This window comes from Deinococcus phoenicis (assembly GCF_000599865.1).
GTDB lineage: Bacteria > Deinococcota > Deinococci > Deinococcales > Deinococcaceae > Deinococcus > Deinococcus phoenicis.
Map to the genome: position 1 here is coordinate 42,894 of NZ_JHAC01000038.1, position 14,836 is coordinate 57,729.

Here is a 14,836-nt window from a genome sequence, read left to right on the forward strand (position 1 = left end):
CCCTCAGCGTGGCATCTCTTCGCGATTCCTGCCGCGCTACATCCTGATACGCCACACCCACGTGAATGCGGGTGCGGGACGTACGAGCGACCCACATCAAAGACCTCATAGCGGCGCTCTCCCAACGGGAGATGAAGGGTGGGCGTGGCCTGGGCCAGGCTATGGCCCCCCGTACCCAGAGCAAGGTGCTGACGCGTCTGCGAGCGCTGTTCAAGGAGGCCGTGAGCGACCAGATCATCTACGCCAGCCCCATGGAGGGTGTCCGCCGCCTGAAAGGCCCCGCGCCCGATGTTGTCGGCAAGGCTCTCGACTTTGATGAGGCGACCCGCTTCCGGGAAATAGGAGAGGAACTACACACGGCAGCCTGTGCCGCCTGTGACCCGCCCTGTTCACGGCGATGAGTGTGGGCCTGCGCCGGGGAGAAGTCATGGGGCTTGCCTGGGACTGCGTGGACTTTGAACGGGGGGTGCTGCGTAGCCGTCGCCAACTCGTTCAGGGCAAGGGCGGAGTGAAGTTCGAAAATGCGCTCAAAACGCAGACATCCAAGCGCGACGTGTATATGCCAGAGAACCTGCGAGACAGACTGCTCGCGCACCGTGAACGTCAACGTGCGGAGCACGACCTGGTAGGACCAGACTGGGTGGAGACATGCGCAGTGTTTGCCACCGAGCTTGGCACCCGGACCTGCCCCGACAACCTCAATCGTGCGCTGGTTGCCATGATTGCCTGGTCGAGGCCGGGGAGGGGCAAGGCCGGCCGGGGCCGGTTTGGGAGCAGCGAAGCTTGCCCGATTGCAGGCCCTCGCAGGCGAGAACGGGGGGCTACCGAATCTCACCCCCCACGACCTACGCCACCCTCGCCCTCCGTAAGCGGGTGCCCGTGGAGGTCGTGAGCAAGCACCTGGGACATACCCGCGTCAGCATCACCCTGGACATTTACCGTCATGTCCTCGACAACGAACAATGTGAACACGTCGTCGATGTGTTCGCCCCAGGCTCGCCACCACTCCCGGCCCAGGCGGTCACTCCGGCATTGCTGAATTAGCCCTACTACACACCCATTACACACGAAGAGCGCCCAAGGAAGTTCTCCCCCGGGCGCTTCTCGTTTTTGCCGTCTACAACGGCATCTTCTGGTGGAGGCTAAGAGATTCGAACTCTTGACCCTCCGCTTGCAAAGCGGATGCTCTCCCGCTGAGCTAAGCCCCCTCAGCGGCGTACAAGGTAGCAGAGCGGAGGAGCGGAGGCAAGTGCACGACCTCAGGGGGCTACTCCCCTACCCGCTACCATACCGGCATGTTCCGTCGCCGGCCTCCCCTGCCGCCCTTCCCAGCGGGCGCCCTGCTGGTCGGCGGGGCGGCGCGCGACTGGTTCCGGGGTGTGGCTCCAAAAGACTTCGACTGGGCCGTTCCCGCGCCAGCGGCGGCGGCGTGGGAACTGGCGGCACAGACAGGGGGTTCTGCTTTCCCGCTCGACGAGACACGCGGGTACTGGCGCGTCCACGCCCCGGACGGCCGACAGCACGACTTCGTGCCGCTACCAGATGACGTAAGGGGTGACCTGTTGCGGCGAGACTTCACGGTGAATGCGCTGGCGCTCACGGCGGGCAGGCAGATTATCGACCCGGCGGGAGGACAGGCCGACCTGCGCTCACGGCGGCTGAGAATGGTGTCGGAAGCGAATCTGCGGGATGATCCGCTGCGGGCCTGGCGGGCCGCCCGCTTCGAGGTCACGCTGGGGTTCCGGCTGGACCCGCCGACGGAGGCGGCAGTGCAGCGGGTCGCCGCCGACCTCGCGGCAGGAACGTTGCCCATGCCCGCACCAGAGCGAATCCGCGACGAGATGCAGGCGCTCCTGATGCACCCAGAGGCGGCGCGCGGGGTGCTGCGGCTGGAGGATCTCGGCCTGCTGGCCCTGACCCTCCCGGAACTGCGCGAGGGGCGGGGCCTCACGCAGGGCGGTTTCCACCATCTGGACGTGTTCGGGCACGGGGTGGAGGCGCTGCATCAGCTGCTCACGCGCTTCCCGGAAGCAGACCTGCCGCTGCGCTGGGCGACCCTGCTGCACGACGTGGGCAAGCCCCGCACAGGCGGCACGAACGCGGAGACCGGCCACACCACCTTCTACGGACACGACAAGCTGGGGGCGGCCCTCACGCGGGGCAGCCTCACGCGGCTGCGCCTGCCCGCCGCCGAGGTGGACCGCGCTGCGGCACTGGTCGGCGCACATATGGTTCAGCTGCCCGCCGGGGAGCGGGAAGCGCGGCGCTTCGTGCACCGCCGCCGTGAGCTGCTGCCCGACCTGCTGCGGCTGATGCTGGCCGACCGCGAGGCCGCGCGGGGACCGCAAGGTACCCTGGCCACCCGCCACGCCTACGCGCTGGGGCTGGAGCGCGTGCTGGCCGCGCTGGAGAAGCAACCCACGCTCCCGCCCCCACTCATGACGGGCCGGGACGTGATGGCGCTGCTGGACATCCCGCCCGGTCCCGCCGTCGGGGAGGCGCTGCGGGCCGTCGCGGAGGCACAGGCGCTCGGTGAGGTCCAGACCGTGGCGCAGGCGCGGAGCTTTTTGCTGGGGCAGCGAAAACCCGGCCTGTAAGCGTTCCGTGAAGCGCTTCCGCTATCCTTGCCGCGCATGTCCCCCGAACCGCTTCCCCTCACGCCCGAATGGGTCAAGGACGCCGTCTTCTACCAGATCTTCCCCGACCGCTTCGCCCGCAGCGGGCGCGTCACGGGCCTGAACCTCCAGCCGTGGGGCAGCGCGCCGCAGCTTCACGGCTATATGGGCGGCGACCTGTGGGGCGTGCTGGACCACCTGGACCATCTTCAGGCGCTCGGGGTGAACGCCCTCTACTTCTGCCCCGTGTTCCAGTCAGCCAGCAACCACCGCTACCACACGCACGACTACGGTCAGGTGGACCCCATGCTGGGCGGCAACGCGGCGCTGAGGGCCTTGATCGACGCGGCGCACGCGCGCGGTATCCGGGTGGTGCTGGATGGGGTGTTCAACCACGCCAGCCGGGGCTTTTTTCAGTTCAACGACCTGCTGGAACAGGGGGAGGCGAGCGCCTACCGCGACTGGTTCCATGTGGAGGGGTGGCCGCTCCACGCCTACGACGACGCCCGGCCCGCGGGCTACCACGCCTGGTGGGGCATTCGCGCGCTGCCCAAGTTCAACACCGGCAACCCCGCCGTGCGCGAGTTCCTGTGGGGCGTGGGCGAGTACTGGATGCGCTTCGGGATCGACGGCTGGCGGCTCGACGTGCCCAACGAGATCGACGACGACGAGTTCTGGCGCGAGTTCCGCCGCCGCGTGAAGGCCGTCAACCCCGACGCCTACATCGTGGGAGAAATCTGGGGGGACGCCCACCGCTGGCTCGCGGGCGACCAGTTCGACGCGGTGATGAACTACCACTTCACCCGGCCCTGTCTGGCCTTTTTCGGCGGCCACACCCTCGATCATCCCATGAACGAGCGCAGCGGTCTGGGGCATGTGGACGCCATCGACGCCGCCGCCTTCGCCCGCCGGATGGAGGAGGTGACCCGGATGTACCACCCCGAGATCGTCCGGGCACAGATGAACCTGCTCGACTCGCACGACACGGCCCGCTTTGTCACGGCGGTGGGCGGCGACGCCAGCGCCTTTCGCCTCGCCAGCGTCTTTCAGTTCACCTACGTGGGTGCCCCCTGCATCTACTACGGCGACGAGGTGGGCCTCCCCGGCGGCCCCGACCCCGACTGCCGCCGCGCCTTTCCCTGGCAGGACGAGGCCGGCTGGGACCGGGAGACATTGAGCCTGCTGCAAAAGCTGACGGCCATCCGCCACACCGTCCCCGCCCTGCGCCGGGGCGAGTTCCGCGTCACGCACGCGGAGGGCGAAGGGCTGGTCTACGTGCGCGAACACGCCAGCGGGAATGCGTACGTCGCCCTGAACACGGCCCACACTCCCGCCCGCCTGCCCCTGAGCGGCGCGCAGCCCGGCAAATACCGCGACGCCCTGTCCGGATGGGTCTATGAGCTGGACGGAGAGACGGAGGTGGAGGTGCCGGCACGCGGCGCGGTGGTGCTGGTAAGGGAGTGAGGAAAGGGGCAAAACGCTTTCCACACGCTCTTTTCTCCAGGTTACGTCCATCCTCGGCTGCTCGTCTCTTCTTTTTCTCTGTGTCAGCAGACGCCCAATCCCCGCCTTCCCCCTCCACCTTCCAGACAGACGAGCCGTTCGGGCCGCCAGGCCCGAGGCCTTCCAACGGGAGCGAAGGATGGCGTCAAAGCCGGAACCGTTCTAGATCGAGTCCATCCATAAACGTCAGGGACGACTCTTGCCGAGCGCAGCGAAAAGCTCCCCTGCCCCCGCCGGGGGTAGGGGCTGGGGGTGGGGGCCACGCCTTCGACCTCAGTGCAACGGCACGTGCCCCGGAAACCCGATCAGCCAGTCCAGCAGGTCCCCCACCATCGCGGACGCCGTGACCATACCGCCCGCACCGCCCCCCGCGAAGATCAGCGACCCGCATTCCTCGCCTTCAAACACCAGGGCGTTGCGGCTGGCCCCCTCGTTACACAGCGGATGCGTGGCCGGGAGGCGCTGCGGCGAGACGGTGGCGCGCCAGCCCTCGCCCTCGCAGCACAGGTCGGCCACCAGCTTGATGCGTTCGCCCGCCGCGCGCGCGGCAGCCACATCGTCCAGCGTCACGGCCTCGATGCCCTGCACCTGCACGGCGGAATAGGGGAAATCCCCGTTGGCGCAGAAGCGGGCCAGCACGGTGAGCTTGTGCGCGGTGTCGAAGCCGCCGACGTCCAGGGTGGGCGGGTCCTCGGCGTAGCCCAGGGCCTGCGCTTCCGAGAGCGCCTGCGTGTAGGTCTTGCCGCCCTCCATCTGGGTGAGGATGTAGTTGCAGGTCCCGTTCAGCACGGCCTGGAGCCGGGTAAAGGTGCTGGCGCGCAGCACGGTGCTCATCGGGCCGATGACGGGGGTGCCCGCCATCACGCTGGCCTCGTAATAGAGGCGACCGGCGAGGGCATGGTCGCGCAGGTCGTCCCAGCGCTCGGCCAGCAGCGCCTTATTCGCGGTAATCACGGGCCGCCCGCTGCGGAGGTAGGGCAGCAGCAGGGCCAGCGGCTGCTCGATGCCGCCCAGCGCCTCGATCACCACGCTGCTTTCCTGGAGAAAGGCGGGGTCGGTGGTCAGCGGCGTGCCGGGCGGAACGTCGCGCGCCTTGCCTGCATCGCGCACCAGCACGCCCGTCACCTCAACCTGCACGCCGAGGTTGTCGAAAATATCCCTGCGCCGCTGGAGCAGGTGCAGGATGTTCTGACCCACCGTGCCGCACCCCAGGAGGCCCACCGTGACGGTTCTCATGCGGGTGACTGTAGCGCCCGCGTCCGGCATTCCGCGCCCACCGCCCTGTTGCCTGCCTTCCGGTCGTCTAGGGAGGGGGGCGGTAGACTGAGTCCATGATGCCTGTGTCAAGTATCCCCGCCCAGACTGGTTTGCGACCGCCCGGGTCGTGTCCGCCCGGGGAGGTCCGGGCTTGACGGGGGGCCGCCTGGAAGAGCTGGCTTCGGAATTCGGCATGGTCGAGCGCGCCCTGGGCGACCCGGCGATGCTGGCCGACGCCCGCGAATACGCCCGCCTGACCCGCCGCCACCGCGAGCTGACGCCAGTCGTGACCCTCTACCGCGAACACGCCGCGCTGAGCCGTGACTTGGCAGGCGCGCGCGAACTGCTGGCCGACCCCGACATGCGCGACCTGGCGGCGGGCGAGGTGGAAACCCTGAGCGCCCGCCTGGCCGAACTGGACGCCGAACTGGAAGTGCTGCTGCTCCCCACCGACCCCGACGACGCGAAGGACGTGATTCTGGAACTGCGCGCCGGGGCCGGGGGCGCGGAAGCCGGGCTGTTCGCGGTGGACCTGCTGCGGCTCTACACCCGTTACGCCGAGGGCGCGGGTCTGAAACTGAACGTGCTGGACGCCTCCGAGAGCGATCTGGGCGGCGCGAGCAAGGTCGTGGCGGAGGTGACGGGCGACCACGCCTTTCGCGCCTTCAAGTGGGAGCGCGGCGTTCACCGCGTTCAGCGCGTGCCCGCCACCGAATCGCAGGGCCGCATCCACACCAGCACGGTGACGGTGGCGGTGCTGCCCGAGGCCGAGCAGGGCGAGGTGGGCCTGGACCTCTCGGAGGTGCGGATCGACGTGTTCCGCTCACAGGGCGCGGGCGGCCAGGGCGTGAACACCACCGACTCGGCGGTGCGCGCGGTGTACCGGGCCGGGACGCCGGACGAGATCGTGGTCGTCTGTCAGGATGGCCGCAGTCAGATCAAGAACCGCGAGAAGGCGCTGGTCGTGCTGGCCTCGCGCCTGGCCGAACGGGAACGGGCCGCGCGCGAGGAGCGCGAGCGTTCGGAGCGCGCCTCGCAGGTGGGTACGGGCGAACGCAGCGAGAAGATTCGCACCTACAACTATCCGCAAAACCGCGTGACCGACCACCGGCTGGAAGGGGACGCCAAGAACTTCGCCCTCGACGGCGTGATGGCGGGCGGCCTCGCGCCGGTCGTGGCGGCCCTGGCCCGCGACGAACGTGAGCGGCAACTGCTCGACATGCAGGGAGACGGGGAAGAACGGGGCACGTATGGCGCGGCGTGACCTGCTGGTGGCGGCGGGCGTGCTGCGGGACCGTTTCGGGCGGGTACTGCTGGTCGGCAACGACTGGCAGGGCCTCGGGCGGGTGCGCCACACGTTGCCCGGCGGCGTGGTCGAACCCGGCGAGACGCTGCTCGAAGCCCTCTACCGCGAGATTGCGGAGGAGACGGGCCTCAAGCTCACCGGCATCAAGCACATGGCCTACACGGTGCATATCGAGGACGAGCGCCGGGGCGAACGCGCCATCGCCGTGGCCTTCGAGGCCACCTGGGAGGGCCTGCTGAACCCCGCCGACCCCGACGGCTTCATCGTGGAGGCCCGCTTCTGCACCCCCGACGAGGCGGTCGAGCTGCTGGAGTCGCCGCCCATGCGCGAGCCGCTGCACGACTACCTGCGGACCAACGAGCCGGGCCGCTTCTACGCCTTCAAGGGCTGGGACGGACGCGGCGGGTTGCGGGTGCCGCCGCTCAAAGCCGAGCCGTCGGCGCGGTAGGTGGGCGACAGATTCAGAGCCAGGGGCCTCCAGCGGTGGGGGCCTCTGTTCCTTTGACCGTGTTCTGCCCGGGTCCGAAGTAGACTGCGCGCCAGTCAAACCGCAGCAGTCAACCCCGCAGAAAGAATCGAGGTGTGCCCGTGCCCGGACCCGACATTCAGCTTCAGATCGACGGCGGCTCCTATGCCGCGCGGCAGGGTGAACCCCTGATCGACGCCCTCAACCGCGCTCAGGTCGAGCTGCCCCAGGTCTGCTACCATCCGCAGCTCGGCCCCATCCAGACCTGCGACACCTGCGTGGTGGAGGTGGACGGGCAACTGGTGCGCGCCTGCGGCACCCCCGCGCGGGCAGGCATGCGGGTCCGCACCGCCGTGCAGGCCGCGCAGCAGGCCCGCGAGGAAGCCTTCGACCGCCTCCTCGCCAATCACCTGCTGTACTGCACCGTCTGCGACAACAACAACGGCAACTGCACGGTGCACAACACCACCAAACTGATGGGGGTTCAGCACCAGAACCGGCCCTTTCAGCCCAAGCCCTCCGCTGTGGACGACTCCAACCCCTTCTACCGCTACGACCCCGACCAGTGCATCCTGTGCGGACGCTGCGTGGAGGCGTGCCAGAATTTGCAGGTCAACGAGACGCTCAGCATCGACTGGGAGGCCGAGAGTCCGCGCGTGCTGTGGGACGGTGGGCGGGAGATCAACGGGTCGAGCTGCGTGAGCTGCGGCCACTGCGTTTCGGTGTGCCCCTGCAACGCGTTGATGGAAAAGTCCATGCTGGGCGAGGCGGGCTACTTCACCGGGATAGAACTGCCGATGTTCAACAGCGCCGTGGCCCTGGTCAAGAACGTCGAGCCTTCGCTGGGCTACGTGCCCATCCTGAACATCAGCGAGATCGAGGCCGCCGGGCGTGAGGGCTACATCCGGCGGACCAAGACCGTCTGTACCTACTGCGGCGTGGGCTGCTCCTTCGAGGTCTGGACCAAGGACCGCCACATCCTCAAGGTGGAACCGACGCACGGCCCCGCCAACGGCGTGAGCACCTGCATCAAGGGCAAGTTCGGCTGGGACTACGTGAACAGCCCCGAGCGCCTGACCACGCCGCTGATCCGGGAAGAGTGGGGCTTCCGCGAGGCGAGCTGGGACGAGGCCCTGAACCTGATCGCGCGGCGCTTCCGCGAGATACGCGCGGAGTCCGGCCCCGACGCCCTGGCCTTCATTGCCTCCTCCAAGACCACCAACGAGGAAGCCTTTTTGATGCAAAAACTCGCGCGGGCGGTGGTCGGCACCAACAACATGGACAACTGCTCGCGCTACTGCCAGTCGCCCGCCACCCTGGGCCTGTGGCGCACCGTCGGCTACGGCGGCGACAGCGGCTCGATCTCCGACATCGAGCAGGCCGGGCTGGTGATCGGCATCGGCACCAACACCGCCGAGTCTCACCCGGTCCTCGCCACCCGCGTCAAGCGGTCGCACAAGCTGCGCGGGCAGCGTTTGATCATGGTGGACCTGCGCGAACACGAGCTGGCGCGGCGGGCCGACCTGTTCGTGCAGCCGCGTCCCGGCACCGATTTCGTGTGGCTGAACGCGGTCAGCCGGTACATCCTGGAGCAGGGGCTGGAAAAGAAGGACTTCCTGGCCCGCTGGGTCAACGATCTGGACGGGTTCCGGGCCAGCCTGGAGGGCTACACGCTGGCGCACGCCGAAGCGGTGACAGGTATCGCCCAGGACACGCTGCGGCAGATCGCGCGCGAGATCGTGCAGGCCGACGGCACCTGCATCCTGTGGGCGATGGGCGTGACGCAGCAGATGGGCGGCAGCGAGACGAGCAGCGCGATTTCCAACCTACTGCTCCTGACCGGGAATTACATGCGCCCCGGCGCGGGGGCCTACCCGCTGCGGGGGCACAACAACGTGCAGGGCGCGTCCGACATGGGCGCAATGCCCAACTACGTGACCGGCTATCAGAAGGTGGACGACCCCGGGGTGCGCGCCCGCTACGCCGCCGAGTGGGGCGTGGACCTCCCCGCCAGCCGGGGCCTGGACAACCACGAGATGGTCCACGCCATCCACGCCGGGGAACTCCGCGCCATGTACCTCAAGGGCGAGGAGATGAGTCTGGTCGATTCCAACTCGAACTATGTGGACGCGGCGCTCGAAAAGCTCGACTTCTTCGTGGTGCAGGACGTGTTCTTCAGCCACACGGCCAGCTTTGCCGACGTGGTGCTGCCCGCCAGCCCCAGCCTGGAAAAGGACGGCACCTTCACCAACACCGAGCGCCGGATTCAGCGGCTGTACCGGGCGCTGGAGCCGCGCGGCGGGAGCAGACCCGACTGGGAGATCATTCAACTCGTCGCCAACCGGCTGGGCGCGGGCTGGACCTACACCCACCCCTCGCAGATCATGGCCGAGATCGCCCGTCTGACGCCGCTGTATGCGGGCGTGACCTACGAGCGGCTGGAGGGCTTCCGGTCGCTACAATGGCCGGTCCACCCCGACGGCACCGACACGCCGCTGCTGTTCAAAGACGGCTTCCCCTTCCCGGACGGCAAGGCGCGGCTGTACCCGGCCCAGTTCGTGCCGCCGGTCGAGCCGCCGACCGAGGAATACGACCTGCACTTCAACAATGGCCGGATGCTGGAGCATTTCCACGAGGGGAACATGACCTTCAAGACTGGCGGCATCGCCCAGAAGGTGCCGGGTACGTTCGTGGAAGTCTCGCCCGAATTGGCGGGGGAACGCGGGCTGCAAACGGGCAGCGTCGTGCGGCTGGTGTCCCGGCATGGGGCGGTGCGGGTGCCGGTGCTGGTCACGGAGCGCGTGAGCGGCCACCAGCTCTACATGCCGATGAATACCCAGGACGCCGCGCAGGCCGTCAACCGCCTGACCGGCAGCCACGCGGACCTGAGTACCCACACGCCCGCCTACAAGGACACGGCGGTGCGCCTGGAGGTGCTGAGTGTGGACGGCCCACCCCCCCTCCCGCGCACCAACCACCGCTACGGCCACCCCACCCCGCAGAACGGCGTGGAGGTCGGGCGCAAGTGGCGGCGGCCCGATTACGTGTTTCCCGGGGCCAGCCTGACGATGCTGGAGGGGTCCAGCCTGAACGCGCGGGCCGACCGCAGCGGCGGCGCGGATGACTGACCCTAAAATCCCCGACTCCCGAAAGCCGAGGTAAAGATGGCCCGCTCCCTGAACTATGTCCCGCCCGTCCCCACCCCGCAGGAGGAGCTGACCGCCGCCAGTCTGGAAAACGCCGAGGCGCTGCTGGAGGGCCTGAGGCTGCTGCGCGCCCTGCACGAACACGGCGTGCTGGACATGCTGAACAGGGTGGTGCGCGGCGGCAGCGGGCTGACCGGCCAGACCCTGCATACACTGGAGGGGGTGGGCGGCACCGTCCTCATTCGCAACCTGCTGGAGGTGGGGCGCACCCTCACCGAACTCGACCCGCAGAGCGTGGGCACCCTGGGCCGCGCCCTGAACGCGGGCGTGAACGAGGGGGCCAGGCGGGTGGCCCAGGGCGAGCGGGTGGGCCTGCCCGAACTGCTGGGCTTGCTGCGCGACCCGGATATTCAGGTGGCGCTGACCGCCCTCTTTGGCACTCTCAAGGGCTTCGGGCACGCCCTCCGCACCGCCGACGCGCAACGGCAGGAGCCGACCGAGGAGCGCCGCACCAGCGGAGAACGCCCCCTGTGACCCGGCCGGAAGCGGTCACGGCGGCCCGCGTGCTGACCTACCACGCGGGCCGCCTGACCGGGCGCGAGGACGCGGTGGCCGTCGAGGAGCCGCTGGAGCTGCGCGTGCAGGACGGCGACGGGAGCGTCACGCTGGCCGTCACCATGCGCACGCCCGGCCACGACCGCGAGCTGGTCCTGGGCTGGCTGCACGCCGAGGGGCTGCTGGAGGCCGTTACGCGGCTCTCCGTCCTCCGGGACACGCCGAATGTGGTGCTGATCCGTGGGGATCCCGAACGGCTCCGGGCGGGGGCGCGCTCCGGGGTCACGTCGGCGGCCTGCGGGGTGTGCGGGTCAGGCAGCGTGGAGCGCCTCAGCGTGTGGGCTGCGCCGCCAGTCTGGACCGCAGAACCCCTCGCGCCCGAGGTGCTGCTCGGCCTGCCGGGGCGGCTGCGGGCGGCCCAGCCCGGCTTCGCGGCCACCGGGGGACTCCACGCGGCGGGCCTGTTCACGCCTGCGGGCGACCGGCTCGCCGCCTTCGAGGACGTGGGCCGCCACAACGCCGTGGACAAGCTGGTGGGCTGGGCGTTGGAGCGCGGCCAACTGCCGCTGACGGACCGCGTGCTGGTCACCAGCAGCCGCGCGGGCTTCGAGATCGTGCAGAAGGCCGCCCTGGCCGGGATTCCGGTGGTGCTGACGGTCGGTGCCCCCAGCAGTCTGGCAGTGGAAACGGCGACCGCCCTGAACCTCACCCTGATCGGCTTTGCGCGGGCGGACCACTTCAACGTGTACGCGGGAGCCGAACGCCTCCAGCCCTGAGCCGGCCTGAGGCCGAACCCGGCTCATACCGACTTGCTCTGATTCCAGAACATCTGGACAAACCACCTGATGTTCTTCCATCGCCGCAAGTTGGTATTTTCTTATTCTCGCTGTCTTGGGCAGAACGGACTGTCGGTCAGAACGGACTCGCTTGAGCAAGCCTGCCCTCCCCTTGAGGACACCTGCCCGCTCCGCTCGCCCCTCGTCTTCGACTCACCTTAAGTTCGTATCAGAGGGTCTGCACCAGGATGGGTGTGGTGGTCGGCTGGGGACTGCCGCCCGGCGGCTCGACGCTCACGGCGATGGTCGCGCCCGGCGGCAGCCCGGCCAGCAGGAACCCCTGTCCCTCGAACACGCCCAGCGACACGGGCACGCCGGCCTGCACCTGCCACATCTGATAGGCCCGTCCCGTGCTGGCCGGCTGACTGAGGTGCAGGTAGGCGCGGCCATCGGGCATCCGGACGAGTTGACCCAGGGTGTTACCGTTCGCGGTCACGGCCTGCGTGGCGGCTCCCGGAATCTGCACGTAGCGCTGAAGGGGATCGGCGGGAGGCCGCACGACGAACGCCAGAGCCAGCGCGGCAGCCAGACTGAGTGCGGCCAGCGGCAGCCAGGAGGTGGAGCGGGCGGGCACCGCAGCGCGGGGCGACGGGGCAGCAGCCGGCGTTCCGGCCTCCCGCTCGCTTGCCAGGCGGGCCAGCAGGCGGTCCTCGGCCCCGGCGGGCGGGTCCACCTCGGGGAGGGCGTCGGTCAGGGCCAGCAGCACCTCGCGCTCGGCGCGGAGTGTGGCACGCAGTTCGGGGCTTGTCTCCAGGGCGGCTTGCACGCGGGCCTCCTCGGCCGGGGGCAGGATGCCCAGGGCGTAGGCAATCAGTTGGTCACGGTCCACGGTCACGCGCGCTCACCTCCTTCCAGAGCGTCCGGCCCCCGCGCACTGCCCTCGCGGGCCAGCACGCCGCGCATGCGTTCCAGGGCCGCCCGCAAACGGGACTTCACAGTGCCGATCGGCAAGCCGGTCAGGGTCGCCAGCTCCGAGTGAGAGTAGCCGCGGTAATACGCCAGTTCAACCAGCTGGCGCTGCGGGGCGTCCAGTCCCTCCACGGCGCGGCTTGCCAGGATACGGTCGGTGGGGTCGGCAGACGGTACAGGTGCGTCCCAGTCCTCCAGTTCCAGTGCCGTCTCGGGACGGTCGCGCAGCTCCTGGAGGAAGCGGTGGTGGGCAATGCTCACCAGCCAGGTCTTGACACTCGCCCGCGTGGGGTCAAAGCGGGCGGCGTGCCGCCAGGCGTTCATAAAGGCGTCCTGCACGCAGGCCTCGACATCGTCGCGCTGCCGCAGCATCCGGTAGCCCAGGGCATACAGCAGCCGGGCGTAGCGGCGATGCAGCTCGCGCAGCGCGTCCTCGTGTCCCCCTGCCATGGCCTGAATGAGGGCGTCATCGGTCGGCTCGTGGGCGGGTGGCGGCTCGGCAGTCATGAGATGGGTGCAGCCTAACAGCTCGGTCGGGGGCCGCCATGTGCCGCGCCCTGCCAGGGCCTTAACGAGAAGCAGGCCCTTGGCGGAAAGCTCAGGTCAGGCGCGGGGCGTGTTCTCGGGCACAGCCGGGGTGGCAACGACCTGGGCAGCGGGAACGGGAGCGGCCGTGAGGGTGGGCACGGGTGCAGGCACGCCGTCGGCGGGAGCCGGGGTGTCCAGGCCGCGCCGCAGCTCGTCCGTCACGGCACCCGTGCTGCGGCGAAACTCGCGCAGGCCCTGTCCGAGGCTCTTGCCGAGTTCCGGCAGTTTGCGCGGCCCGAACACGACCAGCGCGACAAGCAGGATAATGATGAGTTCCGGGGCACCGATGTTGGGCATGAGGCGACCTCCTAGGGACGCGACCGGCAGGGCCGGAAGAAAGAGGCGGGAAAAAGAAAGTCTGAGGGGCACGGACGCCCGAACGCCTCCAGGGGTGGGGGCCGGAGCGGTTGGCGGTACAGAACGGGACGCGGGGGGAGCCACGTCAGGCCGTTCCGTACCTGTCTGGCTGTATGCCGTCCACGCCGAATCGGATCACCGGGCGCGGGAGGGTAAAGGCCGGCTCAACCTGGCGGGGCGTCGGCGCTACACTGCCCGCCGTGACCGGCGCACCCCCCACCCTGGACCTGACCGCCACGCCGGGCCGCCTCGACGCCGTGCTGGCCGACCTCGCGGGCGTGAGCCGCTCGCAGGTGGCCGGGTGGATCGCGGGTGGGCACGTGCAGGTCGGCGGCGTGGTGGTCCGGAAGGCCAGCCTGAAGCTCAGGGGCGGCGAGGCCCTGACGGTGCAGGTGCCCCCGCCCCCGGACGCGACCGTGGCCCCCGAAGCCGTGCCCCTCGACGTGCTGTACGAGGACGAGGCCCTCATCGCCGTGAACAAGCCGCCCGGCATGGTCACGCACCCCGCGCCAGGCGTCACCTCCGGCACCCTGGTCAACGCGCTGCTGGGCCGGATGGTGCTGCCCGAGCAGCCGGGCGCAGGCGGCCCCGACGGCTACCGCCCCGGCATCGTTCACCGGCTGGACAAGGACACCAGCGGCGTAATCGTGGTCGCCAAGACTGTCGAGGCCCACGCCCGCCTCGCCGCCGCCTTCAAGGACCGCGACACGCGCAAGACGTACCTGGCGGTTGCCTACGGCGCGTGGCGTGCAGAGGGACCAGTCAACGTGGATGCCCCGGTCGGAAGGCACCCCACGGCCCGGCAGCGCATGACCGTCGGCGGCGTGAATCCCCGCGAGGCGCAGACCCTGTTCACGCCGCTGGCCGCGCACCCGGACGGACATGGGCGCACGCTGGCCCTGGTGCGTGCCCAGCCGCGCACCGGCCGCACCCACCAGATCCGGGTCCATCTCGCGCACCTGGGCAGCCCGATCCTGGGCGACGCGGTGTATGGCCGCGAGAGTGCCGTCATGCCGCGCCACGCCCTGCACGCGCATTTTCTGGCCCTTCCCCACCCCATGACGGGCGAGGCGCTGCACCTGCATGCGCCCGCGCCGGACGACCTGCTGAGCGCCTGGGTGGCGCTGGGCGGCACGCTTCCGGCGGGGCTGGAGGGAGGACCCGAGTAAGGAAGCGGGAAATGGGAAACCGTAAGAGCTTCTTCCCGGGTCCCGTTCCCCCTTGCCTTTTCCCTCCGTATGGTGTAAACTTCTTTTTCGTGCGCCGTCCGGGATGTTCCCGGCGGCTGGAAGGTGCCC

General features: G+C 69.4%; 13 protein-coding genes and 1 tRNA gene. 9 read left to right on the forward strand and 5 right to left on the reverse strand.

Translation table 11 applies throughout. The annotated features are described in order from the left end of the window. Nucleotides 1-161 precede the first annotated feature (161 nt). A complete protein-coding gene (locus DEIPH_RS12205) occupies nucleotides 162-401 on the forward strand; it encodes a hypothetical protein (protein WP_152544920.1) in 240 nt (79 codons plus the stop codon). A gap of 732 nt (nucleotides 402-1,133) precedes the next feature. On the opposite strand, the gene DEIPH_RS12210 is transcribed toward DEIPH_RS12205, so the two are convergent. Beyond that, nucleotides 1,134-1,208, reverse strand: a tRNA-Ala gene (locus DEIPH_RS12210). An 87-nt stretch (nucleotides 1,209-1,295) separates the two neighbouring features. Between DEIPH_RS12210 and DEIPH_RS12215 the strand changes: the two genes are divergently transcribed. After that, complete coding sequence (locus tag DEIPH_RS12215) at nucleotides 1,296-2,597, forward strand: HD domain-containing protein (protein WP_034358469.1); 1,302 nt, start codon at nucleotides 1,296-1,298, stop codon at nucleotides 2,595-2,597. Nucleotides 2,598-2,633: 36 nt separating this feature from the next. After that, the gene (locus tag DEIPH_RS12220) at nucleotides 2,634-4,079 is read left to right on the forward strand and encodes a glycoside hydrolase family 13 protein (protein ID WP_034358471.1); all 1,446 of its coding nucleotides are present in this window, start codon (nucleotides 2,634-2,636) and stop codon (nucleotides 4,077-4,079) included. A gap of 312 nt (nucleotides 4,080-4,391) precedes the next feature. On the opposite strand, the gene DEIPH_RS12225 is transcribed toward DEIPH_RS12220, so the two are convergent. Beyond that, nucleotides 4,392-5,354 carry a homoserine dehydrogenase gene (locus DEIPH_RS12225; RefSeq protein ID WP_034358473.1) on the reverse strand — a complete coding sequence of 321 codons (963 nt, stop codon included), beginning with the start codon at nucleotides 5,352-5,354 and terminating at the stop codon, nucleotides 4,392-4,394. A 172-nt stretch (nucleotides 5,355-5,526) separates the two neighbouring features. On the opposite strand from DEIPH_RS12225, the gene prfA reads away from it, so the two are divergent. From prfA to fdhD, 5 genes are all read left to right on the forward strand, one after another. Next, nucleotides 5,527-6,639: a peptide chain release factor 1 gene (gene prfA / locus DEIPH_RS12230; protein WP_034358475.1), complete on the forward strand. Its 1,113-nt coding sequence runs from the start codon at nucleotides 5,527-5,529 to the stop codon at nucleotides 6,637-6,639. Continuing rightward, nucleotides 6,626-7,129, forward strand: a complete 504-nt coding sequence (locus tag DEIPH_RS12235) for an NUDIX hydrolase (protein ID WP_034358477.1) — start codon at nucleotides 6,626-6,628, stop codon at nucleotides 7,127-7,129. The genes prfA and DEIPH_RS12235 overlap by 14 nt, the downstream gene beginning before the upstream one ends. Before the next feature lie 140 nt (nucleotides 7,130-7,269). Beyond that, entirely contained in the window at nucleotides 7,270-10,275 is a 3,006-nt protein-coding gene (fdhF, locus tag DEIPH_RS12240; RefSeq protein ID WP_034358541.1) for a formate dehydrogenase subunit alpha, read from the forward strand. A gap of 36 nt (nucleotides 10,276-10,311) precedes the next feature. Further along, the gene (locus tag DEIPH_RS12245; protein WP_051517345.1) at nucleotides 10,312-10,827 is read left to right on the forward strand and encodes a DUF1641 domain-containing protein; all 516 of its coding nucleotides are present in this window, start codon (nucleotides 10,312-10,314) and stop codon (nucleotides 10,825-10,827) included. Next, nucleotides 10,824-11,624, forward strand: coding sequence for a formate dehydrogenase accessory sulfurtransferase FdhD (gene fdhD / locus DEIPH_RS12250; RefSeq protein WP_235183237.1), 801 nt, complete (start codon nucleotides 10,824-10,826; stop codon nucleotides 11,622-11,624). Before DEIPH_RS12245 ends, fdhD begins: the two co-directional genes overlap by 4 nt. Nucleotides 11,625-11,853: 229 nt before the next feature. Here the strand turns inward: fdhD and DEIPH_RS12255 are convergent, their stop codons facing one another. The 3 genes from DEIPH_RS12255 to DEIPH_RS12265 form a co-directional block, all read right to left on the reverse strand. After that, entirely contained in the window at nucleotides 11,854-12,519 is a 666-nt protein-coding gene (locus DEIPH_RS12255) for an anti-sigma factor (RefSeq protein WP_034358479.1), read from the reverse strand. Further along, nucleotides 12,516-13,100, reverse strand: coding sequence for an RNA polymerase sigma factor (locus tag DEIPH_RS12260; protein WP_034358481.1), 585 nt, complete (start codon nucleotides 13,098-13,100; stop codon nucleotides 12,516-12,518). Before DEIPH_RS12260 ends, DEIPH_RS12255 begins: the two co-directional genes overlap by 4 nt. Nucleotides 13,101-13,196: 96 nt before the next feature. Next, a complete protein-coding gene (locus DEIPH_RS12265; protein ID WP_034358483.1) occupies nucleotides 13,197-13,478 on the reverse strand; it encodes a Sec-independent protein translocase subunit TatA/TatB in 282 nt (93 codons plus the stop codon). A gap of 260 nt (nucleotides 13,479-13,738) precedes the next feature. On the opposite strand from DEIPH_RS12265, the gene DEIPH_RS12270 reads away from it, so the two are divergent. Then, nucleotides 13,739-14,707: an RluA family pseudouridine synthase gene (locus DEIPH_RS12270; RefSeq protein WP_034358485.1), complete on the forward strand. Its 969-nt coding sequence runs from the start codon at nucleotides 13,739-13,741 to the stop codon at nucleotides 14,705-14,707. Nucleotides 14,708-14,836 lie beyond the last annotated feature (129 nt).

Coding starts and splice junctions, on each gene's coding strand:
- DEIPH_RS12225 (WP_034358473.1), bottom strand. CDS start 5,354: ATGAGAACCGTCACGGTGGGCCTCCTGGGGTGCGGCACGGTGGGTCAG.
- DEIPH_RS12220 (WP_034358471.1), top strand. CDS start 2,634: ATGTCCCCCGAACCGCTTCCCCTCACGCCCGAATGGGTCAAGGACGCC.
- DEIPH_RS12215 (WP_034358469.1), top strand. CDS start 1,296: ATGTTCCGTCGCCGGCCTCCCCTGCCGCCCTTCCCAGCGGGCGCCCTG.
- DEIPH_RS12265 (WP_034358483.1), bottom strand. CDS start 13,478: ATGCCCAACATCGGTGCCCCGGAACTCATCATTATCCTGCTTGTCGCG.
- DEIPH_RS12235 (WP_034358477.1), top strand. CDS start 6,626: ATGGCGCGGCGTGACCTGCTGGTGGCGGCGGGCGTGCTGCGGGACCGT.
- DEIPH_RS12205 (WP_152544920.1), top strand. CDS start 162: ATGGCCCCCCGTACCCAGAGCAAGGTGCTGACGCGTCTGCGAGCGCTG.
- DEIPH_RS12245 (WP_051517345.1), top strand. CDS start 10,312: ATGGCCCGCTCCCTGAACTATGTCCCGCCCGTCCCCACCCCGCAGGAG.
- DEIPH_RS12260 (WP_034358481.1), bottom strand. CDS start 13,100: ATGACTGCCGAGCCGCCACCCGCCCACGAGCCGACCGATGACGCCCTC.